The following is a 23832-nucleotide window of genomic DNA, read 5'->3' as shown; positions in this document are numbered from 1 at the left end:
TTTACAGTCAGAAGACTGTAGCTGGATATTGATCTCGCACTGCACAAATGTCAAGCATTTTATTGCGGTGCAAAATATTTAGGCAAGTTTGAAAACTCTGCTTGATCGGCAGGCATTGCGCCCATTGCGTCATCATCCGGTTTGCTTCATCGGCTATATGCGCTATGGATCGCTCATCCCATCACCTAATCGGATTGACCATGCTCCCCGATCGCTCGTTCTTCTATCGCCTGGCTGAAGCGGCCAAGGCCGAAACCCTGCCGCGTTTTCGTGCCGGCATCGACGTGGTCAACAAGGAAGCCACGGGCTTTGATCCCGTGACGGAAGGCGATCGTGCCGCTGAAGAGGCGATTCGCGCGCTGATCGAGGCCGAATTCCCCGAACATGGCATTCTAGGCGAGGAGCATGGCAATGTCGGGCTCGATCGCGAGCATGTCTGGGTCATCGATCCGATCGACGGCACGCGCGCCTTCATCTCGGGTGTCCCGGTCTGGGGAACGCTGATCGGCCTGCAGAAGAACGGCCGCGCCGTCATGGGGATGATCGATCAGCCCTTTACGGGCGAGCGCTATTTTGCCGATGGCAATGGCGCTACCTATTCCGGTCCGGACGGCGAGAGGCGGTTGCGGGTCCGCGATTGCGGCAGCCTCTCCAATGCGATCCTTTTTACCACCTCGCCGCATCTCTTCGCCGGCGACGAGCTTGCCAAATATCGCGAGATTGAAAGTCAGGTGCGCCTCTTCCGCTACGGGTGCGATTGCTATGCCTATGCGCTGCTGGCGGCAGGTCATATCGATCTCGTCATCGAGAATTCGCTGAAACCCTATGATGTCGGCGGCATCATTCCGGTCATCGAGCAGGCTGGCGGCATCATGACCACCTGGGATGGCGGCCGTCCGGAAATGGGCGGAACGATTATCGCAGCCGGCAGCCGCGCCGTTTACGACCAGGCCCTGGCAGTTCTATCCCGCTAAGTCCTTCAGGCTTCTGCCTCAATCTCATAGGCATTGCTCTCGGCATCGCTGCCGGGGATGAAGGCGTGGATCGCGGCAAGTGCCTGGTTGCGATAGACATCCCGTTCCTGCAGGATTTCATGCTTGGCGCCGTGAATCGGCACCAGCTGCGCGGCGCGGAAATAGCGCGACAGCCGCTCCTGATCGGCATAAGGCACGACGCCATCGCGCGTCGGCGCAATCAAGACGGTAGGGACCTGAATTGAAAACAGGTGTTCGGGCCTGTTGACCCGTTCGATCGCCCGCAAGGCCTGTGACAGCCAGCGTGCCGTCGGCGGTCCCAGGGAAAGTTGCGGATAGGCGGTGCCGATGCCGATGTTGCGCCGGTAGCGCTGCTCGTCCGTGGTCAACGGGTTTTCGGCAAACGGTCTTTCCTTGAACTTCTTGCTGAACTGCATGCGGCCCAGGCCAACGCCGCTGACCGCCCCGGAGAGGAAGCGGATAAAACCGGGGGAGGCGCCGTGGCCGGTCAGGCCGATGAAGGGGGCGGACAGCACCATGCGCTCAATTCGGTTTGTAAGCCTTGGCGCGGCAGACAGGGCAATCAGTCCGCCCGTCGAATGGGCAAGCAGAAAGAAGGGCAGGCGTGTATCCGGCAGGACAATCTTGTCGAGGAAGGCGGTCAGATCCCGCTCATAATCGGAAAAATGGCGGATATGGCCGCGCAGTGGGTCTTTCAGTAGCCGCTCGGATCCGCCCTGGCCGCGCAGATCGAAGGTCGCGACCCACAGGCCCTTAGCTGTGAGGTCGCGGATCGTCTCGAAATATTTCTCGATGAATTCGTTACGGCCCTGCAGCAGCACAACGGTTCCCTTGGCAACCGGCTGCTCGCAACGGAAGACGGCATAGCGCAGCTTGCGGCCGTCGAAACTTTCGAAGAAACCTTCGGTGCGGTTTTCCGGCACCGGATTGTCTGCCGTGGAATAGAGGATCGAATCCATGACGGTGTCGCGCCTCGCTGACCAATGTCTCACCTCAAGGGGATAGCGCAGCCTCATGGAATTGCAACAGGTTTGTTGGCGGTTTCGCCAATCGAATCCGGTGTGCCTAAAGACGATAATCCTGCATCGGAGATTCCGATGGTGCCATCGTTTTTCTCCGTTTCATCTTCTTGAGCAGTTTTGCGAATGTTCGGGCGTGGTCATCACCTGCTGGAATGAAAAGACATGCCAATCACTGAAATTGCGAATTCGAGAATTCTTATTGTCGGCGGCAGCTCCGGAATGGGACTGGCGCTGGCGCAACGCGCACTTGCCGCCGGAGCCGAGGTCATCATTGCTGGGCGCGATCCGGATAGGCTGAAGCGCGCTTGCGCAGAACTCCAAAGCCCATCGGTTTCAGTTGAAACAGTCGATATCACGCAAGAATGCCAAGTCGCCGGTCTGTTTGAGCGCATCGGCCGTCTCGACCATATCGTAAGCACCGCTGCCGATATTGAAGGCGCTTACGAGCTGCTGCCTTCGCTGGACCTCAGGGCTGCGCAGAGGGTCGTGGAAAGTAAATTCTACGGTCCGTTATTGCTTGCAAAATATGGGTCGCCCTTACTCTCCGCCACGGGCTCCATTACGTTCACGTCAGGCATTGCCGCTTATCGTCCGGCCGCACGGGGGTCGGTGGTCGCCGCAGTCAATGCGGGGCTGGAAGGATTGGTTCGCGCACTCGCCGTCGAGTTGGCGCCCATTCGTGTAAACGCCGTTTCACCTGGCTGGGTCGATACGCCCATCTGGACGTTCGTTGCCGGTGATCGGAAAGAAGAAACATTGGGCGCGATGGCAAAACGGCTGTTGGTCGGACGAGTGGGACAACCGGAGGACATCGCCGATGCTATCAGCTTCCTGATGTGTAACGCCTTCACAACAGGAACGATACTGCATGTCGAGGGCGGACAGCGGCTGATTTAGCGGATGCAAAGCCGGTGCTTGCGAACGCCAGTACAAGCTTCAAAGCTGGTGGTTGAACACGCCTGCGCCGCCAGATCACCACAAGCGAGGCTGTCCGCATCGGCCCCGGCCAGGGCATTTCACCGATTTCGCCACGATGGAGTGCGTCCGCAACGGCAAACCGCGGAACCAAGCTCGAGCCCGTACCGGCTGCCACGAGCCGCGCAATGGTGCCGATGCTGCCGACTTCGGCGGCGAGCTTCGGTGCCGCCGTTCCTGCCGCTTGGAATGCCTTGTCGAAGAGGTGCCGATAGACGCAGCCGACCTCGGTTGCCACGAAGTTCATCGAAGCAAGTGCTGCTAGATCGCTTGTCTTCGATGATGGCTTCTGTGCAGGAGGGGTAATGAGGATCAGGGGCTCCGTCGATATCGCTCGCTTTGCGAGGCGTTCATCGACCTCGCCCCTGTCAAAGCAGAAGGCGACATCGATCTCACCGGTTTCGAGCTTGCGCAATAGATCGCCACTGCCGGCAATCTTCACCCGCAGATCGATATCGGGATGATCACGTTGAAAGGCCGGCAACCATTGCGGAAGCTTGATGGAAGCAATGGTCTCGAGCGCGCCGATCGTCACAGTGCCCGCCGCAGCCGCCGAAACTGCTTCAACGGCAGCGCGCGCCTCGTTGGCGATTGCCAGTAATTCCTCGGCATAGGGTCTCAATGCCTCGCCAGCTGCCGTCAGCTCCAGGCCCGATCGCGACCGGATAAAAAGCGCCGTGCCCAATTCGGCTTCGAGCGACTGGATCTGATCACTCACGCTCGATTGCGCGAGATGGACCTCTTCGGCTGCGCGGGTGAAGTTCCGGTTCCGCGCGACCGCCAGGAATGTCTTGAGTAATCGGGGGTGCATCGAGCCGTGCCGTGCCAAACGAGTGTGACAAGCGTCATCTAATGCGAGACGACGCCAATACGAGTCAGGCTGCCACATCCCTTGTATCGACGTCAATTCGCTACGGGATGGCCAGCGGTATGCGCAATTTTATTGTGCCCTCGAAGGCGCCTGCTGCGTGATGTCGATCGCGTCAAGCCTTCGGCGCCGCGCCCCGTCGCTCCAGCGCGGTCTGGCGGATGATCTCGGCGATCTCGGGGCTGCTGCTCGAGAGCATCTGGAAATCCGATGAATAGAGCGATAGCAGCGAGACCTCGGTCGCAGCGCTGACGGTTGCCGAGCGGGGCTCGCCGGTGATCAGCGCCATCTCGCCGAAGAAGCTGCCGGAGCCAAGTTCCACCGGGTTCGGTGTGGCGACGCTGACGCGGCCCTCGACGATGAAATACATCTGGTCGCCGGCCTCGCCCTTGCGGCAGATGATGCCGCCGGCCGGCACGACGCGAGGTCTCAGCGCCCGTACGATCTCGATGAGGGCGCCTGAACCGAGCTTCTGGAACAACGGCACTCCCGCCACCAGCTGCCAGTTGCGCACGAAGTCCTGGCGGCGAACCTCTTCGTAGAAGCCGGTGGCGAGAATGCCGGCCCATAAGGCAAAGATGCCGATACCGCACATCATGACCAGCCCGGCAAGGGTGCGGCCGGCGAGACTTTGCGGGATCTCGTCGCCATAGCCCGTGGTCGACAGCGTCGTCACGGCCCACCACATTGCGAGGGGAATGCTGCCGAACTTGTCAGGCTGGACGTCGCGTTCGATGATGTAAGCGGCAAGCGCTGCGGCGAACAGAACGATGCCGAAAATCGAGGTGACGCCGATCAGGTTGCGTGCCTCCTTGGTCAGGACCCTGCCCAGCAGCCGGAAGAAGGTCGAACCGCGCAGCGGCTTCAAAAGCCAGATGGTGCAATAGAGGCTTTGATCGCGCCCGCGAATGAGAAGGAAAGCGGCCAAAGGGACCAGAACGGCAAGCATATCGACGGCGATTTCCGGTATCCTGCCGCGAACGTCCCTTGCGCGGTGCATGACCAGCGTCTCGATCAATTGCAGGACATAGACGGCCCAGATGCCGGCAAGCACGAGTTCCAGAATGAGCCTCGTTTGTCCGACGATATCAGGCGTCGTAAGCACCGCCACCGTCAACAGACCGATTGCAGCCAGAAGCGTATTCAGCGATGAGGAAATCTTCGAGAAAGAGAGCGCCGACATTTTATACCCCGGGCAATACCCTAGGGTGGGCAGCCACTTGCCCGAGAATAGGATGGCTTCGATCCAAACGTAAAGAGGCACATGGGCGCGCTATTTCCTCCATAGCGCACCTGGCATCCGTGCCTTGCGCTGCTATCGCTGGCCGACCCCAAGCGGAAAGCCCTTGAAAGGCTTGATTTCCTTCAGCACGAAGGTGGTCTCCATCTCCTTGATGCGTGGCAGGCGACGCACCACAGACATGGCGAAATCGGCATAGCTGTCGAGATCCGCGGCCACCACCTGCAGCAGGAAATCCGCGTCGCCGGCGATGCTGTAGCAGGCCACGACCTCGTTGAGTTTCAGCACGTCATGGGAGAACTCCTCGGCTTCCGCCTCACTGTGGCTGTCGATCTTGACCCTGATGAAGGCAAGGACGCCGAGGCCGATCTGGCGCCTGTCGAGCGCGGCCGTATAACCCTGGATCACGCCAGTTTCTTCCAGCTGGCGCACGCGTCGCCAGCACGGAGATGTCGAGAGCCCGACTTCGGATGAAAGCGCTTGGTTCGTCAGGCGCCCATCCTTCTGAAGGGCGCCGAGAATCTTCAAATCGATGGGCTCAAGAGCGTCGGGCATATCTAACCTTTTATCTGCATATATTAGGTAGATCCTACCATATTATTCAAATGCGCGGCAATGAAAGGCAAGATTATCCCCGGTGCGCGAGATATCCTGCGATCCCATTTGTCAACAGCAGCAGGTCTCCATGCTTCCCGATATCCGTATTGCCATCGTCATCAATCCGGCACTGCCGCTTGGGCTGATCGCCAACACCGTCGGCGCTATCTCTATCGGGTTGGGCGCAAAGTTTCCCTCGCTCGCGGCAAGGCAATTGACCGACAGGGAGGCTCGCACCATCGACATCAGTTCGAACATGCCCCTCCCGATACTGCAGGCGGATGCGGAAACCATACGATCTCTGTTGCTGAAGACCTTGCCGGTGGAAAACGACCGCGCGATCGTTCCCTTTCCTGCCTTTGCCCGCTCGCTGCACGATTACAGGGAGTATGAGGTGACGTTTCCAAATCGCGATCTTGCTGATGAGGCGATCGACGGCCTCGGGCTGGCGGGGCCTTCGAAATGGGTGAAGTCGCTGACCGGCTCGCTGAAGTTGCTGCGGTAGTGTCCGCAAAGAAAAAAGGCCGGCTTGCGGAGATAGAGAGATCCGCTTCGCCGGCCGAGCAAGGACTGAAGAAGAAGGGACGATACACTTCAGTCATCGGACGATGGTCTTCCGATGGTTTGGAGATTAGGCCAGCCAGCCTGAACGGGTTCCGAACTATCCGTTCATCTGCGGTTCACGCGGTGATTTTCTGCAAAATGAGGGTTGCGGCACTGGGGGCTTGAACTCCGGAAAAGTGATCCCCATCTCTTTTTTGCGGGTGCCAAACGGGCTCGCAGAACCGTCCCGAGGCCGCCCCGAGTGGGGTCATGGGACAAGAACTAAAATCGCAATTGTCGCTCACAGGAGGACTTCCATGCGTCACGTAGACTTCTCTCCCCTTTACCGTTCCACCGTCGGTTTCGACCGTCTGTTCACCATGCTCGACAGCCTTGGCCAGCCGGATCAGGCCCAGACCTATCCGCCCTATAATATCGAGCGCACGGGTGAAAACACCTATCGCATCACCATGGCCGTTGCCGGTTTCGATGAAAAGGAACTGAGCATCGAGGCCCACGCCCATGTCCTTCAGGTCAAGGGCGAAAAGAGCGAAGAGCCGGCTGAAACCAGCGAATATCTCTATCGCGGTATCGCCAAGCGTGCCTTCGAGCGTCGTTTCCAGCTCGCCGACCATGTCGAGGTTCAGGCCGCTTCACTGAAGAACGGTCTGTTGCACATCGATCTGCTGCGCAACATTCCTGAAGCCATGAAGCCCCGCCGTATCTCCATCGCGGCCGAGCCCGTTGAAACCCCGAAGGCCATCGAGGCTCACATCAACTAAGTGCGGCTGACGGTCTTGGACCGTCATGCTGGGCTGGCGGTCTCTGGCCGCCCAGCTCCTGATCCTCCCAAGATCAAAGAAGCGGCGCTCCATCTCGGGGCGCCGCTTTCGTTTGCGTGGTGTCAGAGGGCTCAGGCCGCGTTGGTGGCTTCGCCGGACTTTGCGCCAGCCTTTGCAGCCTCGCGCCGCTTGGCGGCGTCGGCATATTTCTGGGCGAGCACCGCGCACGTCATCAGCTGGATCTGATGGAACAGCATGAGTGGCAGCACGATGGCGCCGATACTTTGGCCGGCGAAGATAACGTTGGCCATAGGCACGCCGCTTGCCAGCGACTTCTTCGAGCCGCAGAAGGTGATGGTGATCTCATCGGATTTTTCAAAACCCAGGGCACGGCTGCCGAACATGGTGATACAAATCACCGTCGCCAGGAGCACCGTGTTTGCGATGATGACTGTGACGATATCGAGGACGGAGAAGGTATGCCACAGTCCTTCCACCACGGCCTCGCTGAAGGCTGAATAGACGACCATGAGGATCGAGCCGCGATCGACCGGCATCAGGATTTTCTTCTTCGAGCGGATCCAGTCGCCGATCCATGGCTGCAGCAGCTGGCCGGCGATGAAAGGAGCGAGCAGCTGCAGCATGATCTGCCACAGAACATCCCAGGAGAAGCCACCGCCCTGGCCGCCGACCGAAAACAGGATGCCGACGAGCAGCGGCGTCAGGAACATGCCGAAGATGTTGGAGGCCGACGCCGAGCAGATGGCTGCCGGCACATTGCCGCCGGCGATGGACGTGAAGGCGATCGAGGACTGCACGGTAGACGGTAGCACGCTCAAAAACAGCATGCCGGTATAGAGCGATACGGGCAGGATGCTGTTCGGAACGATTTGACCCATGGCCAGCACCAGCAGCGGAAAGATGCCGAAGGTCGTCAAAAGGATGACGAGATGCAGCCGCCAGTGCAGCATGCCGGCGATGACGACATCGCGCGACAGGCGCGCGCCATGCAGGAAGAACAAAAGGCCAATGGCGACGTTGGTGGCAATGCCGAAATAATGAGCGCTGGTCCCCTGCACCGGAAAGAAGGATGCCGTCAGGACGGTGAGCACCAGCAGCATGGTGAAGGTGTCTGGAAGAAAGCGGCGCATCGTGCCTACCCCGATCGCATTGCAGTTTTTAGGATTACTCCTTGCAGATAGACCTATTGCGATACACGATGCAAGGAATAACAGTTATCGTAATACAGGATAAGCCATGCTTGATCTCACACAGCTACGCAGCTTCGTCGCCGTCGAGCAGATGGGCAGCTTCACGCTTGCCGCGGAGCGGTTGGGGCTCGGGCAATCGACCGTCAGCCAGCATATACAGCGGCTGGAAGCAGAGCTCGGGCGAAAGCTTTTGGCGCGCGATACGCATCGTGTCGTCCTGACTGGTGATGGCGAGGCGCTACTCGGCCATGCGCGCCAGATGCTGTCGATCGAAGCGGAGGTGCAGCAGCTTTTTGCCGGCAACAGCCTGCGCGGCAGTCTCCGGTTCGGGGTTTCCGAGGATTTCGTCACCAGCCAGCTCCCGGACGTATTGGAGGAGTTCGTGCGTTCGCATCCCTCCGTCGATCTCGAGCTGACGGTCGCGCTCAGTGGCGTGCTCTATGAAATGCAGGATAATGGCGATCTCGATCTGGTGCTCGCCAAGCGCCGGCTCGGTGATGCGAGGGGCAAGCTCGTCTACCGCGAGCCGCTGGTCTGGCTGGCGCGCGACCCGGATCGCATCCGCAAGCTTGCGGGACCGTTGCCGCTGATCGCCTTTCCCACACCGAGCGTTACGCGCGCGGTCGCGCTGGAGGCACTACGCCGGCAGCAGATGCCCTGGCGCATTGTCTGCACCTGCGGCAGCCTGAGCGGCCTGACAGCGGCGGCGCGCGCGGGCATGGGTGTTCTCGTGCAGCCGAAAAGCATGGCGCCGGCGGGATTGATGGAGATCGCGCCGGGCTGGCTGCCCGTCCTCGAAGATGTCGAATTCGTCCTCGTGCCGCGCAAGGGTGCGGACCAACTTCTGGTTAACGCGCTCTCTGACGACATCCTCTCCAAGGTCCGGGGTCCCCGATCAAACTAACGACGAAGTCGCCTATCAGCGATCATAGAAAGTCGTTTCCCATCATGCAGAAGGGATCCGGATTTATTTTGCCGGCTGATTTATTCTGTGCCCGTTTTCAGGCGGAAGTCAGCTTCCTCTGCTATCTCAGGTGGTGATGGGGGAGTTGCGGAGGAATAGCCGTCCGATGATATACGGTGCCATCTTCATTTCCGGGCTTGTCGCCTGCGTTGTGGCAATGACGATGACTATACACAACGCACCGGCATCCGATCGCGACGATCTATCGAACTTCGCAATGATCGCCCATCGGAATCAAAACTGACCCTTTCTGGCATTGTGAGCGCCGTCCGGCCGTGAAGTCGGCTCCGGCGCTCTTTTCATGCGGTCAACCCAGGCAAGCAAGGAAATTTCCCACATCGGCCTCGGTGGTGGCAAAGCTGGTCACGAGGCGGATCAGCGTTTCATCGCCGCCGACGAGATCCGGCTGCGATTCCGGGATCGGCCATTCGTAGAACTTCGCTCCCTTGTCTTCGGCCGCCTTGGCTGCGGATTTTGGGATGATCGCAAAAACCTCGTTCGAGGCAGTCGGCCACGCGAGACGGGCGCCGTGAACCTTTTCGAGGCCAGCGCGCAGCCGATCGGCCATCTCATTGGAGTGGCGGGCGAGATCGAGCCAGAGGTCGTCCTGGAAATAGCCGTCGAACTGGGCGGCGATGAAGCGCGATTTGGAGAAGAGCTGGGCGGCGCGCTTGCGGATGAAATGCATCTCCTTCGCCTTCTCAGGATCGAAGACCACGATCGCCTCGGCGCACCAGCAGCCGTTTTTGGTGCCGCCGAAGGAGAGGATATCGACGCCGCGCTTCCATGTCATCTCGGCCGGCGTCGTGCCGAGCGCGACGAGGGCGTTGGCGAAGCGCGCGCCATCCATATGCAGCGGCAGGCCGTTCGCCTTGGCGATGGCAGCGATGGCGTCGATCTCATCCAGCGAATAGACCGTGCCGATTTCCGTCGCTTGCGTGATCGTCACGGCGGCGGCGCGGCCGTGATGCACGGCATCCTGCGGGAAGCGGGCAATTTTCGCAGCAAGGGCCTTTGGATCGATCTTGCCGGCCTCGCCCTTGACCGTTGCCAGACGCGCGCTGCTGAAGAAGTCCGGTGAACCGCATTCGTCCTCGGCTACATGCGCCTCGCTGTGGCAAAAGGTGATGCCACCCGGCTTCTGGACGCTGGCGAGCGACAGGGAGTTGGCGGCGGAGCCCGTGGCGACGAAGAATACGGAGACTTCGCGCTCGAATATCTCTGAAAACTTTGCCTCGACCTTCTGATCCAGTTCGCTCAAGCCATATGCTGTCGCAAAGCCTCCCGCCTCTGCGAGAAGACGTTCAGCGATCTTGGAATGGGCGCCGGCCCAATTATCGGAGGCAAAAAACATGAAGGTACACCGATTATAAGGAGTGAATTGCGGGAGAGATAAATAGTGCGGGGCGGACATTACGCCAATGCAAAAACCTATCAAGCGCATGAGTTTGAAGAATGCATCACAGAAATTGATCTACGCAATCAACAAATAAAATGATGCGCTGCAGCGAAACTTTATTGCTTGATTTATGCAACAAAGGCAATCTTACGTCTTCGGTTGACGAAATTTTACCGTTTTGCTCTTGCGAAGGCAGAAGCTTTCTGGCATAGAGCTGATGAATTAGGACAGGGTTGCTGTCCTATTTTGGCCGCCAAGGCCGAAGATGCGCTAAGGGTCCTGACGATGTCGGGATTTCGAGCTATAGTTACCGGGAGCATGTCCCTTTCAGCCTTTCGGGCGGTGGGCAATGCGGCGGTGGAATAGCAGGACGCGAAACGCTGACGACGGGCTCCATACAAGGAGCCGCGGTTCGCGGCCGGATCTTCACAATGCAACAGCGCAGTCGCGCGTCGGCCCCGGAAACGGACCGCGCGGGACGAAGGAGCGCCCGCGATGCGGGCCTTATCGGAGGGAAGACCATGACGAACAGGACGACGTTGACGAGTTTTGACCAGACCGCTGCAGTGAATGCTGCCGTGACGGCCAAGACGTCGAAACGCGCTGTCGGCTTCCCGCCGAAACAGGGCCTTTATGATCCCCGCAACGAGCATGACGCCTGCGGCGTCGGCTTCGTTGCGCATATGAAGGGTCAGAAGTCGCACCAGATCGTGCGCGACGGCTTGTTCATTCTCGAAAACCTGACGCATCGCGGTGCTGTCGGCGCCGATCCGCTGATGGGCGATGGGGCCGGCATTCTCGTACAGATTCCCGATCGCTTCTTCCGCGAGGAGATGGCCAAGCAGGGCGTCGTCCTGCCGAAGGCCGGCGAGTATGGCGTCGGCCATTTCTTCCTGCCGCGCGACGAGGCGCTGATCGAGCACTTCAAGACTGCGATCAAGCAGGTTGTCGCCGAGGAAGGCCAAGTGCTGCTCGGCTTCCGCGATGTGCCTGTCGATAACTCTTCGCTGTCGAAGGCGCCTGACATTGCCGCCACCGAGCCGCACCATGTTCAGGTCTTCATCGGCGCCGGCCGCGATGCCGGCACGAACGAGGAGTTCGAGCGTCGTCTCTTTACCCTGCGCAAGGTGATCTCCAACCGCATCTATGCGGAATACGAGGGCGAGGAGAGCAGCTTCTACCCCGTCTCGCTGTCGAGCTCGACCATCGTCTACAAGGGCATGTTCCTCGCCTATCAGGTGGGCGCCTATTATAAGGACCTCTCCGACCCGCGTTTCGAGACGGCGGTTGCTCTCGTGCACCAGCGTTTCTCGACGAACACCTTCCCGTCGTGGAAGCTTGCGCATCCCTACCGTATGGTTGCGCATAACGGCGAAATCAACACGCTGCGCGGCAACGTCAACTGGATGGCAGCGCGCCAGGCATCGGTATCCTCGCCGCTGTTCGGCGACGATATCTCCAAGCTCTGGCCGATCTCCTATGAGGGACAGTCGGACACGGCCTGTTTCGACAACGCGCTCGAATTCCTCGTGCGCGGTGGATACTCCCTTGCGCACGCCATGATGATGCTCATCCCCGAGGCATGGGCCGGCAACCAGCTGATGGCGCCGGAACGCAAGGCATTCTACGAATATCACGCCGCCCTGATGGAGCCATGGGATGGCCCGGCCGCCGTCGCTTTCACCGATGGCAAGCAGATCGGCGCGACGCTCGACCGTAACGGCCTGCGTCCGGCCCGCTATCTCGTCACCAACGACGACCGCATTATCATGGCGTCCGAAGCCGGCGTTCTGCCTGTCGAGGAAGAGAAGATCATCCAGAAGTGGCGCCTGCAACCGGGCAAGATGCTGCTGATCGACATGGAAAAGGGCCGCATCATCTCCGACGACGAGGTGAAGTCGGAACTTGCCAGCAAGCATCCCTATCGCAGCTGGCTGAACCGCACGCAGCTGATCCTGGAAGACCTGAAGCCGGTGGAGCCGCGCGCGCTGCGCCGCGACGTGTCCTTGCTCGACCGTCAGCAGGCCTTTGGCTACACGACCGAAGATACCAAGCTCCTGATGTCGCCGATGGCGACGACGGGTCAGGAAGCCGTCGGCTCCATGGGCACGGATACGCCGATCTCGGCCATGTCCGACAAGCCGAAGCTGCTCTACACCTACTTCAAGCAGAACTTCGCGCAGGTGACGAACCCGCCGATCGATCCGATCCGCGAGGAGCTCGTTATGAGCCTCGTGTCGTTCATCGGCCCGCGCCCGAACCTGCTCGATCATACCGGCATGGCCAACGCCAAGCGTCTGGAAGTGCGCCAGCCGATCCTGACCAACGGCGATCTCGAAAAGATCCGCTCGATCGGTCACACCGAAGATCGCTTCGACACCAAAACGCTCGACTTCACCTATGATGTCGAACGTGGCGCCGAAGGCATGCCCGAGATGCTCGACCGTCTCTGCGAGCGGGCGGAAGCGGCCGTTCGCGGCGGCTACAACATTATCGTGCTTTCCGACCGTCAGATCGGACCGGACCGCATCGCGATCCCGGCGCTGCTGGCGACGGCAGCCGTGCACCATCACCTGATCCGCAAGGGCCTGCGCACCTCGGTCGGTATCGTTGTCGAAACCGGCGAGCCGCGTGAAGTGCATCACTTCTGCCTGCTCGCCGGTTACGGCGCCGAGGCGATCAACCCGTATATGGCGTTCGACACGCTGCTTGATATGCATCAGCGCGGCGAATTCCCGAAGGAAGTGGATGCGACCGAAGTCGTCTACCGCTACATCAAGGCGGTCGGCAAGGGCATCCTCAAGGTCATGTCGAAGATGGGCATCTCGACCTATCAGTCCTATTGCGGCGCGCAGATCTTCGATGCCGTGGGCTTGCAGCAGGAGCTGGTCGACAAGTACTTCTTTGGCACCGCAACCATGATCGAAGGCATCGGCCTCGAAACGATCGCCGAGGAAACCGTTGCCCGTCACAAGGCTGCTTTCGGCCGCGATCCGCTGCTCGCAAGCACGCTCGACATCGGTGGCGAATATGCCTACCGCATGCGTGGCGAAAGCCACGCCTGGACGCCCGATGCTGTGGCTGCCCTGCAGCATGCCGTGCGCGGGAATGCCGAGGATCGCTATCGCGAATTCTCCGAAATGGTCAACGAGTCGGCGCTCCGGATGAACACCATCCGTGGCCTCTTCAAGATCAAGGGTGCGGAAGCGCTCGGCCGCAAGCCGATCTCGATCGACGAGGTCGAGCCGGCTGCCGATATCGTCAAGCGCTTCTCGACAGGCGCCATGTCCTTCGGCTCCATCAGCCGCGAGGCGCATACGACGCTGGCGATTGCCATGAACCGCATCGGCGGCAAGTCGAACACCGGCGAAGGCGGCGAGGAAGCCGATCGCTACATGCCGCTCTTCGACGGCTCGCCGAACCCGGAACGTTCCGCCATCAAGCAGATCGCCTCCGGCCGTTTTGGCGTGACGACCGAATATCTGGTTAATGCTGATGTGCTGCAGATCAAGGTGGCGCAGGGCGCCAAGCCCGGCGAAGGCGGCCAGCTGCCCGGCCACAAGGTTGATGCTACGGTTGCCAAGACCCGGCACTCGACGCCGGGCGTCGGCCTGATCTCGCCGCCGCCGCACCACGACATCTATTCGATCGAAGATCTGGCGCAGCTGATCTATGACCTGAAGAACGTCAACCCGACCTCGGATGTGTCGGTCAAGCTTGTTTCGGAAGTCGGCGTCGGCACGGTTGCCGCCGGCGTTGCCAAGGCGCGCGCCGATCACATCACCGTCTCGGGCTATGATGGCGGCACCGGCGCTTCGCCGCTGACCTCGCTGAAGCATGCCGGTTCGCCCTGGGAAATCGGCCTTGCCGAGACCCAGCAGACGCTGGTGCTGAACGGGCTGCGCTCGCGCATCGCCCTGCAGGTCGACGGCGGCCTGAAGACCGGTCGCGACGTCATCATCGGCGCGCTGCTCGGTGCCGACGAATTCGGCTTCGCCACCGCGCCGCTGATTGCGGCCGGCTGCATCATGATGCGCAAGTGCCATCTCAACACCTGTCCGGTTGGCGTCGCTACTCAGGACCCGGTTCTGCGCAAGCGCTTCAAGGGCGCGCCGGAGCATGTCATCAACTACTTCTTCTTCGTGGCCGAAGAAGTACGCGAGATCCTCGCCTCGCTTGGCGTTGCCAAGCTGGACGAGATCATCGGCGCTTCCGAGCTTCTGGAAAAGGACGACATGCTCGCTCACTGGAAGGCGAGGGGCCTAGACTTCAGCCGCATCTTCCACAAGGTCGATGCGCCGAAGGAAGAGACCTACTGGACGACAGTGCAGAAGCACCCGATCGACGACATTCTCGACCGCAAGCTGATCGAGAAGGCGGAGCCGGCGCTTTCTTCGAAGACGCCTGTCGCCTTCGAGGTTGACATCAGGAACGTCGACCGTTCGGCCGGCGCCATGCTGTCGGGCGCGGTTGCCAAGCGCTATGGTCATCGTGGCCTGAAGGATGACACAATCAATGTCACCCTGAAGGGGACGGCGGGCCAATCCTTCGCGGCCTTCCTAGCCCGGGGCGTCACCTTCAATCTGATCGGTGACGGCAATGACTATGTCGGCAAGGGCCTTTCGGGTGGCCGCATCATTATCCGTCCGCCGGAGAACTCGAAGATCGTCGCTGAGAACTCGATCATCGTCGGCAACACCGTGCTCTACGGTGCGACCGAGGGCGAGTGCTACTTCCGCGGTGTCGCGGGCGAGCGCTTCGCGGTCAGAAACTCGGGCGCGATCGCCGTCGTCGAAGGCGTAGGCGATCACGGCTGCGAATACATGACCGGCGGCGTCGTCGTGGTGCTCGGCGAAACCGGACGCAACTTTGCGGCCGGAATGTCGGGCGGCGTGGCCTATGTGCTCGACGAAAAGGGCGATTTCGCGCGCCGCTGCAACATGGCGATGGTCGAGCTGGAGCCGGTTCCCGAGGAAGACGAGCTGCTGGAGAAGCTGCATCATCATGGTGGCGACATCATGCACAAGGGACGCGTCGACGTCTCAGATGACATGACGCGCCACGACGAAGAGCGTCTCTTCCAGCTGATTTCGAACCACTTCCACTATACGGGCTCGACGCGAGCCAAGGAGATCCTCGATCACTGGGCCGATTACCGCCCGAAATTCCGCAAGGTCATGCCGGTCGAATACCGCCGCGCCCTTGAGGAAATGGAGCGCAGCCGGATGAGCGTGGCGGCGGAGTAATCCGCCCCGGTTCTGAAACCAGTCGAGGGTTTCGCCTCGCATTGCGATCGCCGTCATGGCGGTCGCGACTGTCGAATAGCGGAATCGGATTTGAATTAAAGTGCCGGACAGGGAAACTGAGATGACCCCCAGGCACGGGAGCCGTGAGCTCCTCTTTTTGAGTGAGGAAACGAAAGCATGGGCAAGGTAACAGGCTTCTTGGAAATCGACCGGCAGGTGGCGAAGTATCAGCCGGCGTCGGATCGCATCCGGCATTTCCGTGAATTCACGATCCCCATGTCGGACCAGGAAGTGCAGAAACAGGCAGCCCGCTGCATGGACTGTGGCATTCCCTATTGCCACGGCCCGACCGGCTGCCCGGTGCACAACCAGATTCCCGATTGGAACGACCTCGTCTACAACAACAATTGGGAACAGGCGATCCACAACCTGCATTCGACCAACAACTTCCCGGAATTCACCGGCCGCGTCTGCCCCGCACCCTGCGAGGAAGCCTGCACGCTGAACCTGGAAGATGCCCCGGTCGCGATCAAGACCGTCGAGCAGGCGATTGCCGACAAGGCCTATGAGCTCGGCTTCATCCGGCCGCAGCCGGCAACGGTTCACACCGGCAAGAAGGTCGCAATCATCGGCTCCGGCCCTGCCGGCATGGCTGCCGCTCAGCAGCTTGGCCGCGCAGGTCACGACGTCCACGTCTACGAGCGCGAAAGCAAGCCGGGCGGCCTGCTGCGCTATGGTATCCCGGACTTCAAGATGGAGAAGAACTTCATCGATCGCCGCGTCGAGCAGATGAAGGGCGAAGGCGTCACCTTCCATTGCGGCGTCAATGTTGGCGTCGATGTCAAGGTCGAACAGCTTCTGGCCGACCATGATGCCGTGCTCTATTGCGGCGGCTCGGAAACCCCGCGCGAAGCTGGCATTCCCGGCACGACGCTCGCCGGCGTCCATGACGCCATGCCCTATCTGGTGCAGCAGAACCGCCGCGTCGGTCGCGAAAACATCGACAGCGTCGGCTGGCCCGCCGATCCGATCCTGGCGGGCGGCAAGCACATCGTCGTCGTCGGTGGTGGCGATACGGCATCCGACTGCGTCGGCACGGCATTCCGTCAGGGTGCGGTGAAGGTGACCCAGCTCGACATTCGTCCGCAGCCGCCGGAGAAGGAAGACAAGCTCGCCGTATGGCCCTTCTGGGCAACGAAGATGCGCACCTCTTCCTCGCAGGCCGAAGGTGCGGTTCGCGAATTCCAGGTGGCAACGCTCGAGTTCATCGGCGAAGACGGCGTGCTGACGGGCGTGAAGTGCTGCGAAGTCGACGATCGCCGCAAGCCGATTGCCGGGACAGAGTTTGTCATCCGCGCCGATCTCGCCTTCATTGCCATCGGCTTCCGCGGCCCGTTCACCGACGGCGTTCTCAAGGAAATGGACGGCAAGCTAACGTTGAATACCGACCGCCGCGGCTCGACCAACGTCGTTGCCAACGACAAGGACTATAAGACCTCGGTCGACAAGCTCTGGACGGCCGGGGACATTCGGCGCGGCCAGTCGCTGGTCGTCTGGGCGATCCGCGAGGGCCGTCAGGCCGCGCGCGCGATCGACGAGGCCTTGATGGGTTCGACGGTCCTGCCGGCCTAAGTTTCGCTGTCCTCTCGCGCAAAGTTGTTGAAGGCCGCGTTCGTTACAAACCCGGCCTTTGTCGTTACCGACTTGCGGCGATGTTCCAGTTGTAGAGGCAGCGGTCGAGGCCGATAGCGATTTCGAGCACCGCGACGTCATGGTCTATCGCCGGCCCCTTCTTCGGGTGGCTGCGGTAGCGCTGCGGAAAGTCCGTTCGTCTCGAAATCGAGCAGACCTCCATCCATTTGTCGCCATTGTCGACCTCGATATCCATGGTGACCTCGGAATAGGCCGGAAGGCGATCGGACGGCACGATCCGTGTCGGCAGATGGATGACCGAGGCGATCATCCTGCGGACGGGTTCCAATGTTGCGGCGTGATAATCGTTGCCGCTATCGGCGGTGAAGGCGCATTGGAATTCGAGCTGCCAGAATTCCTTGAGCCTTACATGTTTGCTCGACTGTCCTGTTCCCGGCGGTAGGATTTGCCCGCCTGCCAAACGCATAGCGGCAGCCTCGTTCTCGAATGATTTCCGAGAAGATGCTGCATGTAGGCGTATGTTGACGGCGTCGTTTCGGGCCGGAGCACAAGTTCGGCTTCGGTGTTCGACATTCGCTTCTGCACCCATATGTCCGAGTTGGAATAGGCATCCGAGACGAGATTTCGCGGCATCAGGGTTGGAGCCTCGACCCTTCGTATATCCCAAGCGGGGTTTGTGGATCGCAGGAAGCTTGCCACTTCATCGGAAAAGAAGCGGACAAAATCGTCGCGCAGTCTAATGCCCCGCTCTTCCCAATGAACGAGCGAATTGACGTTATAGATATTGAGCACGTGCCTTTCTCCATGGGCAACGTTGATGTCTTGAGGTGGAGGGCTTTACGTCCAGCAGCCGCCGGACACGCCAATCGCTCCGGCCGTCACGACTGGACGCGGAGACCTCGGCCGGAGAAGGCGCGCAAAACCGCAGCCTGCGGGCAGGTGCGGTAACGATCGATCTGATCTGCGCTCTTGGTGCTCATGCAGTTCTTCTATTGGCGGGGCGCTGCGTTGTCAAACCGCCTCCGCAACACCTACCGCGCGACTGATCCGGGCAATCTGTAGTCGTCCACACGGCCGACAGGCGCCGGGTCCATCAGACCCTTCTCGACCAGAAGATCGCGGGGTGATGAAGTGGTTATGGCGGGGGCAGGGCTGCTGCCGAGAAGCTGCGAGCCGCCGTCAAGATCGGGATCGGAGAGGCTCATCGGCTGGGTGCGGGTGATCTTTTCCGGCTCTGTGCCCGGAAGATTGGCCTGTTGCGCCGGCAGCGGATTGTTGGTGTCGAGGCGCGTGATGTCGGGGCTTGCCTGATCCCCCAGGATCCGGCGTGCGGATTTCTCCAGATAGAAGGCGACCTTGCGCTTGCCGGCCGCCGTCAGATTGACGCCGTCGGCCGTTCTCAGTCGAACCTGCTGGCCGTTGATATCGGAACCGGTGACGATGAATTCGCCATTCTGGTCGGTAAAGCCATCCCATATGTCGATGAACTCGCCGCCGACGCTGATGATCTGGCTTTGGTAGATCTGGTTGAGCTTGACCGCGCTGGCGGTCAGCTGATCTGAGCCGAAGGAGGGCAGCCCGACCCAGAGCAGCGGAATATGACGGCTCGTTACCAGTTTGGCGAATTGCTGTACGCGTTCTTCATAGGCGAGGAACCATGGATCGGTGCCGTATTTCTCGTTGAGCCCATCGCCGATCATCTGCTGGCGGTCATTGGCGCCGATCATGACGACGACCATGGCCGGTTTCAGCTGGTCGATCATTCCGGGTAATTGTTGCGGCCAATTGTAATAATCCTGCCGCACGAGACCGGAGGCGACGTTGCCGCGGGACTGGACAACGACGCCGGGGGAGGTAGAGAAGGCATCTTCCAGCCCGGTTGCCAGGCCGCTCGCCAGAAAATCGCCGACGACGAGGATGGTTTTGGCGTCAGAAAGCTTTTCGGCGGGCGGCGGCGTTTCCGGCTGCGCGACCGGCTGGCGCGGCGGCGGGGTCGGCCGTTTTTTCGGCTGCACCTTGCGCCGTGGCGGCGGCTGCTCCATGGGCTGGTCCGGATAATCGGGCTCGCGGGTGCCGAACAGCATGTCGAACAGGTTCCGCCGCGGCCGCTCCTGCGCTTCGGCCATGTTCGGCAAACAGCCAAGCGTGATGACGGCGGCGAGGAATGCCGTCAGAACAATCCTTAGACTTGCCTTGGTCGCGCGCGCAGGGTGTTTCATCATCGCTTCTTTTCCGCTGACGAGTCCGGGCCGCACAAGGACGATTTCATCGTCCGGTGGTCCCGGATTCGCTTGAGGCGGCCTACTTACGCAATGCTTTCAGCAGGTTCATTGACGGCTCGCCGTCCGCATCCATGCCCATGCGCTGCTGGACGGCTGATATGGCGGCCTTCGAGCCCGAGCCGAAATTGCCGTCGACCACGCCGTCATAGTAGCCGAGTTCCTTCAGACGCGTCTGCAGCTCGAATTTCTGCTTGACGTCGAGCGTGCCGCTCGGACGGGGCCAGGATTGCTGCATGCCGCCATAGCCGGCGATCTGATCCGCGAGCAGCCCGACTGCCAAGGCGTAGCTATCGGAGGCGTTGTAGCGCTTGATGGTGAAGAAGTTACCGGTCATCAGGAAGCCGGGGCCGTTCGGTCCGCCGGGCATCTTCAGCTGCGCGCGGTCGGAGGTGCTACGGAAACCCTTGCCGTTGGGACGCACGAAGCCGAGAGCCGCCCATTGTCCAATCGTGTGCGTCTTGCCGGCCTGGGCGCTGCCGCCGGGTGGTACGACGACTTCATAACCCCATGTACGGCCGGTATCCCAGCCGTTCTTGGCGAGGAGGTTGGCGGTTGTCGCCAATGCGTCCGGAATGGAATTCCAGATATCGGCATGGCCGCTGCCGTCGGCATCGACTGCATAGAGCAGATAGCTTGTCGGGATGAACTGCGTATGGCCCATGGCGCCGGCCCAGGATCCGTTCAGGTCCTTGCGCGAGATGTCGCCCTTCTGCAGGATTTTCAGGGCGGCGATGAGCTGCTTCTTGGCATAACTCGCGCGCTTCGGATCGGCATAGGCAAGGGTCGCCAGCGCGCGGGGCACATAATGCAGCCGATCGTTCTTGGCGAGAACCTCGCCGTAATTCGACTCCATCGACCAGATGGCCAGTATGATATTGCGATCGACGCCGAAATGCTGTTCGAGCGTGCGCAGTGTGGATCCGTACTTAACCGCCATCTTGCGGCCAATATCGACCGTATAGGGATTGACACGGGAGTCGAGGTAATCCCAGATTTGGGACTTGAATTCCGGCTGGTACTGCGCCTTTTCAAGCACCGTGGGGTCCGGGTCGGTTACGCCGGCAAATGCATTGCGATACGTGGATTGCGTGATGCCGCTCTTTGCCGCGGTAGCGTAGAAGCCCGCGATCCATTTCTGGAACCCAGGGTCAGCGCTGGCGTTAACGGGAAGGAATCCCGCAAAGGCGCCGAGCGCGAGCGCCAGAGCGAGACCACGAAGGGAGTGTTTGCGGTTTACGGTCATCTACAGCCTTGTCCATCAATCGTTGGATTTCGGTGCGGCGATGCACGTAGCATCGGCCCATGCGTGACGCTAAACGAACGAAGTCAACAAATTCTTTACCATGGAAGCTTGCGTCAGTCATTATTTGCAAAACGGTAGCAAATCTAATCTACTGACCTTTAGAATGGCTTTGTGCCAACTGATTTAATGCCCAGGAGGTATGCGTGGGACAGCATAAGAAGGTTCGTAAGGCAGTATTTCCGGTCGCCGGACTAGGGACGCGGTTCTTGCCGGCGACCAAGGCGGTGCCGAAGGAAATGCTGACCGTCGTTGATAAGCCGGTGATCCAGTATGTCGTCGACGAGGCGATGGAAGCAGGCATCGAGCATTTCGTATTCGTGACCGGCCGCAGCAAGCACGTCATCGAGGATTATTTCGACATCCAGTTCGAGCTCGAGCAGACGCTGCGTCAGCGTAACAAGAATGCCGAACTGTCGCTTCTGAGCGGCCTGCTGCCGAAGGCCGGTACGGCAAGCTTCACGCGCCAGCAGGAGCCGCTCGGTCTCGGCCACGCCGTCTGGTGCGCCCGCGAGATCGTCGGCGACGAACCCTTTGCGCTGCTACTGCCCGACATGGTCATGCGCGCCGAAAAGGGCTGCATGAAGGGCATGATCGAGCTTTACGAGCAGAGCGGCGGCAATGTCATCGCCGTCGAGGAATGCGCGCCCGATCAGGCTCATAAATATGGCATCGTCGGCGTCGGCGAGACGATCGGCAGCGGCTTCCGCATCACGGAAATGGTTGAGAAGCCGGCCAAGGGCACGGCGCCTTCCAACTTCTTCATCAACGGCCGCTACATCCTGCAGCCGGAAATCTTCCGTATCCTGGAAAGCCAGGAGCGCGGTGCCGGCAACGAGATCCAGCTGACGGACGGCATGCTGAAGCTTGCCAAGACGCAGGATTTCGCCGGCTATCACTTCCGGGGGCAGACGTTCGACTGCGGTGCAAAGGATGGCTTCATCCTCGCGAACGTCGCCTTTGCCTTGGCGCGTGACGACATCCGCCCGACTATCGAGGATGAGTTCAAGGCGCTCGTTGCTGCTCTGAAATAAGTGATCGAACTTCCGAATATGTTGGGGCCCGTCGTATGCCGGGCCTCAATTCGTTTGAACGGAAGAATCATCAAAATGCGAGGGCGGTCGTCAACGCTTCGCGGTCAAACCGATGCCGGCCTGAAGCTGACGGGTGCTGTCGCCAACGTCTCTGGTCGTCAGCTGATAGCCGACATTGCCGGTGAGATCGAGGTAACGGTTGATTCCCCAGGTCAGGCCGAAGGCGGCATCATATTCGGTCTCATCGGCGGCGCTGCCATTGGAGGGGTAGTCGCGCCAGATCGTTCCGCCCGTCAGCTTGGCGGTGAGATCGTCGCGCAGCTGATGGGCCACGGTGCTCGTCAGTTGGTAAGCGGTGTAGCCGCTGAGACCGGCCGTGGTTGAAGGCTGGACCGTCGTCGAAAGGCCGACACTGATATCGGTGCCGCGCTGTGGCGACCAGGCGAGGCTGCCGTCGATCGTCGGCGAGTCGACCGAACTCAGGCGCGAATCGTCGAACTCCGTGTGTTGGTAGCCGAAGCCGAGCTCGCCCTTGAATTTTTCACCGAGGTCGACTTCGACGCCGCCCTTGCCGCCATAGCTCTGGTTCGAGCGGGCATAACCGTTGCTGTCGCGCGTCTGGTCGTAGACGGCGCGTCCGAGATCCACTTCCACGAAGGGAATGATGGCGGGCGATAGCTCGTACCCGATGCGGCCGCGCCAGCTTCCGGCCGTCTGGTTGCGGTCGCTGAGGGTAACCGTCGTCCCATCCGAAAGCACGGCGTTGGAATAGACACTGCGTGTCAGCGCCACGGCCGTCGTGCCGCGCAGCAGGCCGAAATCGCGTTCCAGTGAGAGACCGGCCGTATATTGGTTGACGGCGGATTGTTTCGAGGCGCCGGCGATCGCATTCGGATCGCTCGTGTCCTCGCGGTAGAATTGATAGCCGGCGGTGACATGTGCCGTCGTGTCGGCGGGAAGATCCAGGCGCAGGTCGGCATTAAGATTGACTGTCGGTTTCTCTTCGCCCGTGCCGCCGACGTTCCTCTGCCAGACGCCTTCGCCGGTGATGGTCAGCGCGTGGCGATCCCAATCCGATGTCAGGGTGCTGCGCAGGTCGGTCTGCAGGAAAGTGCGGTTGTTCTTGACGTCGCCGGTGCGATCCCGCTCGATATTGACCGACTGATTGATCGAGGGGCGCAGGGTAAAGGTGCCGAGCGGTATACCCTGGGCGTCTGCGCGATCCGGATATTGGCGAGCCTTCAGACCGTCGACGGCAGATTCCCGCTGGTTCACGCGGCGCAGGTCGTTATCCAGCGTCGAGCCGGTGGTCGTGGGGTCGATACCGGTGAGGCGCAGCGGCGCGTTCAATGGCGCGTCGCTGGAGGTCGTTGTCTGGTTTGCCGGTGCGGTTGCCTGGCTGTCTGGGGTGGGTGCGGCGCTCGGATCCGTCGAGGAAGCCGATGTCGGGGCAGGCAAGGTATCGTCGAGGTTCTGATCTGGCGGCAATGATTGCGCATGGATCGGCAGTGGAAGGGCAAATGCGATACCCCAGCCGAGCAGGGCGGAACTCGCCCATGCCGTCAGCCGGAGGGCACCATGACCCGCCTTGTCCTTGCCGATGCCCATGTTGTTTATATCTGACCCTGCTGGAAATGACCTAAATTCTTACCCAAGTGTAAAGGCGCGTGGTTAACGGTTGGTTGCCAAGCGATGGCAACAAGAACGGGTTCGATAATATT

General features: G+C 60.5%; 17 protein-coding genes and 1 pseudogene. 8 read left to right on the top strand and 10 right to left on the bottom strand.

The features are described from left to right. The first annotated feature begins 200 nt into the window (after positions 1-200). Positions 201-974, top strand: a complete 774-nt coding sequence (gene hisN / locus FHX05_RS07290) for a histidinol-phosphatase (protein ID WP_112602730.1) — start codon at positions 201-203, stop codon at positions 972-974. Positions 975-979: 5 nt separating this feature from the next. Here the strand turns inward: hisN and FHX05_RS07285 are convergent, their stop codons facing one another. After that, positions 980-1954: an alpha/beta hydrolase gene (locus FHX05_RS07285; RefSeq protein ID WP_112602728.1), complete on the bottom strand. Its 975-nt coding sequence runs from the start codon at positions 1952-1954 to the stop codon at positions 980-982. Positions 1955-2179: 225 nt separating this feature from the next. Between FHX05_RS07285 and FHX05_RS07280 the strand changes: the two genes are divergently transcribed. Next, complete coding sequence (locus FHX05_RS07280; RefSeq protein ID WP_183871101.1) at positions 2180-2914, top strand: SDR family oxidoreductase; 735 nt, start codon at positions 2180-2182, stop codon at positions 2912-2914. Here the strand turns inward: FHX05_RS07280 and FHX05_RS07275 are convergent. The 3 genes from FHX05_RS07275 to FHX05_RS07265 form a co-directional block, all read right to left on the bottom strand. Beyond that, positions 2865-3803, bottom strand: coding sequence for a LysR family transcriptional regulator (locus FHX05_RS07275; RefSeq protein ID WP_183871100.1), 939 nt, complete (start codon positions 3801-3803; stop codon positions 2865-2867). The two genes, FHX05_RS07280 and FHX05_RS07275, sit on opposite strands and share 50 nt — an antisense overlap. Before the next feature lie 172 nt (positions 3804-3975). Then, positions 3976-5043 carry a cyclic nucleotide-gated ion channel gene (locus FHX05_RS07270; RefSeq protein ID WP_112335137.1) on the bottom strand — a complete coding sequence of 356 codons (1068 nt, stop codon included), beginning with the start codon at positions 5041-5043 and terminating at the stop codon, positions 3976-3978. Between the two features lie 132 nt (positions 5044-5175). Further along, positions 5176-5655 (bottom strand): Lrp/AsnC family transcriptional regulator, encoded by a 480-nt coding sequence (locus FHX05_RS07265; RefSeq protein ID WP_112602719.1) that lies wholly within the window; start codon positions 5653-5655, stop codon positions 5176-5178. A gap of 130 nt (positions 5656-5785) precedes the next feature. On the opposite strand from FHX05_RS07265, the gene FHX05_RS07260 reads away from it, so the two are divergent. Beyond that, on the top strand, positions 5786-6202 hold the full coding sequence (locus tag FHX05_RS07260; protein WP_112602717.1) for a DUF2000 domain-containing protein: 417 nt from the start codon (positions 5786-5788) through the stop codon (positions 6200-6202). 355 nt (positions 6203-6557) lie between these two features. Further along, positions 6558-7022: an Hsp20 family protein gene (locus FHX05_RS07255; protein WP_015341097.1), complete on the top strand. Its 465-nt coding sequence runs from the start codon at positions 6558-6560 to the stop codon at positions 7020-7022. Positions 7023-7153: 131 nt separating this feature from the next. On the opposite strand, the gene FHX05_RS07250 is transcribed toward FHX05_RS07255, so the two are convergent. Beyond that, a complete protein-coding gene (locus FHX05_RS07250; RefSeq protein WP_183871099.1) occupies positions 7154-8173 on the bottom strand; it encodes a bile acid:sodium symporter family protein in 1020 nt (339 codons plus the stop codon). A 106-nt stretch (positions 8174-8279) separates the two neighbouring features. On the opposite strand from FHX05_RS07250, the gene FHX05_RS07245 reads away from it, so the two are divergent. Then, positions 8280-9137 (top strand): LysR family transcriptional regulator, encoded by an 858-nt coding sequence (locus FHX05_RS07245; protein WP_183871098.1) that lies wholly within the window; start codon positions 8280-8282, stop codon positions 9135-9137. 367 nt (positions 9138-9504) lie between these two features. On the opposite strand, the gene FHX05_RS07240 is transcribed toward FHX05_RS07245, so the two are convergent. Further along, on the bottom strand, positions 9505-10551 hold the full coding sequence (locus tag FHX05_RS07240) for a low specificity L-threonine aldolase (protein WP_183871097.1): 1047 nt from the start codon (positions 10549-10551) through the stop codon (positions 9505-9507). Between the two features lie 566 nt (positions 10552-11117). Here FHX05_RS07240 and gltB point away from each other — a divergent pair. Next, positions 11118-15842, top strand: a complete 4725-nt coding sequence (gene gltB / locus FHX05_RS07235; RefSeq protein WP_183871096.1) for a glutamate synthase large subunit — start codon at positions 11118-11120, stop codon at positions 15840-15842. Between the two features lie 177 nt (positions 15843-16019). Then, positions 16020-17474, top strand: coding sequence for a glutamate synthase subunit beta (locus FHX05_RS07230; protein ID WP_183714540.1), 1455 nt, complete (start codon positions 16020-16022; stop codon positions 17472-17474). Positions 17475-17538: 64 nt separating this feature from the next. Here the strand turns inward: FHX05_RS07230 and FHX05_RS07225 are convergent. The 3 genes and pseudogenes from FHX05_RS07225 to FHX05_RS07215 all read right to left on the bottom strand — a co-directional run bounded on the left by FHX05_RS07225 (position 17539) and on the right by FHX05_RS07215 (position 21020). Further along, a pseudogene (locus FHX05_RS07225) lies at positions 17539-18287 on the bottom strand (aminoacyl--tRNA ligase-related protein). A 239-nt stretch (positions 18288-18526) separates the two neighbouring features. Then, complete coding sequence (locus tag FHX05_RS07220) at positions 18527-19717, bottom strand: DUF459 domain-containing protein (RefSeq protein ID WP_183871095.1); 1191 nt, start codon at positions 19715-19717, stop codon at positions 18527-18529. Positions 19718-19796: 79 nt separating this feature from the next. Further along, complete coding sequence (locus FHX05_RS07215; RefSeq protein WP_183871094.1) at positions 19797-21020, bottom strand: lytic murein transglycosylase; 1224 nt, start codon at positions 21018-21020, stop codon at positions 19797-19799. 203 nt (positions 21021-21223) lie between these two features. Between FHX05_RS07215 and galU the strand changes: the two genes are divergently transcribed. Then, positions 21224-22111 (top strand): UTP--glucose-1-phosphate uridylyltransferase GalU, encoded by an 888-nt coding sequence (galU, locus tag FHX05_RS07210; RefSeq protein WP_112609603.1) that lies wholly within the window; start codon positions 21224-21226, stop codon positions 22109-22111. A 90-nt stretch (positions 22112-22201) separates the two neighbouring features. Here the strand turns inward: galU and FHX05_RS07205 are convergent, their stop codons facing one another. Beyond that, positions 22202-23719, bottom strand: a complete 1518-nt coding sequence (locus FHX05_RS07205; RefSeq protein ID WP_183871093.1) for an outer membrane beta-barrel protein — start codon at positions 23717-23719, stop codon at positions 22202-22204. Positions 23720-23832 lie beyond the last annotated feature (113 nt).

Source organism: Rhizobium sp. BK491, assembly GCF_014194925.1.
Classification (GTDB): domain Bacteria; phylum Pseudomonadota; class Alphaproteobacteria; order Rhizobiales; family Rhizobiaceae; genus Rhizobium.
Note: the sequence above shows the minus strand (reverse complement) of the source record. Positions and strands in the feature narration are given on the sequence as shown.

Coding starts and splice junctions, on each gene's coding strand:
- FHX05_RS07250 (WP_183871099.1), bottom strand. CDS start 8,173: ATGCGCCGCTTTCTTCCAGACACCTTCACCATGCTGCTGGTGCTCACC.
- FHX05_RS07205 (WP_183871093.1), bottom strand. CDS start 23,719: ATGGGCATCGGCAAGGACAAGGCGGGTCATGGTGCCCTCCGGCTGACG.
- FHX05_RS07230 (WP_183714540.1), top strand. CDS start 16,020: ATGGGCAAGGTAACAGGCTTCTTGGAAATCGACCGGCAGGTGGCGAAG.
- FHX05_RS07215 (WP_183871094.1), bottom strand. CDS start 21,020: ATGACCGTAAACCGCAAACACTCCCTTCGTGGTCTCGCTCTGGCGCTC.
- FHX05_RS07240 (WP_183871097.1), bottom strand. CDS start 10,551: ATGTTTTTTGCCTCCGATAATTGGGCCGGCGCCCATTCCAAGATCGCT.
- FHX05_RS07245 (WP_183871098.1), top strand. CDS start 8,280: ATGCTTGATCTCACACAGCTACGCAGCTTCGTCGCCGTCGAGCAGATG.
- FHX05_RS07280 (WP_183871101.1), top strand. CDS start 2,180: ATGCCAATCACTGAAATTGCGAATTCGAGAATTCTTATTGTCGGCGGC.
- FHX05_RS07265 (WP_112602719.1), bottom strand. CDS start 5,655: ATGCCCGACGCTCTTGAGCCCATCGATTTGAAGATTCTCGGCGCCCTT.
- FHX05_RS07220 (WP_183871095.1), bottom strand. CDS start 19,717: ATGATGAAACACCCTGCGCGCGCGACCAAGGCAAGTCTAAGGATTGTT.
- FHX05_RS07260 (WP_112602717.1), top strand. CDS start 5,786: ATGCTTCCCGATATCCGTATTGCCATCGTCATCAATCCGGCACTGCCG.
- hisN (WP_112602730.1), top strand. CDS start 201: ATGCTCCCCGATCGCTCGTTCTTCTATCGCCTGGCTGAAGCGGCCAAG.
- FHX05_RS07285 (WP_112602728.1), bottom strand. CDS start 1,954: ATGGATTCGATCCTCTATTCCACGGCAGACAATCCGGTGCCGGAAAAC.
- FHX05_RS07255 (WP_015341097.1), top strand. CDS start 6,558: ATGCGTCACGTAGACTTCTCTCCCCTTTACCGTTCCACCGTCGGTTTC.
- FHX05_RS07270 (WP_112335137.1), bottom strand. CDS start 5,043: ATGTCGGCGCTCTCTTTCTCGAAGATTTCCTCATCGCTGAATACGCTT.
- gltB (WP_183871096.1), top strand. CDS start 11,118: ATGACGAACAGGACGACGTTGACGAGTTTTGACCAGACCGCTGCAGTG.
- FHX05_RS07275 (WP_183871100.1), bottom strand. CDS start 3,803: ATGCACCCCCGATTACTCAAGACATTCCTGGCGGTCGCGCGGAACCGG.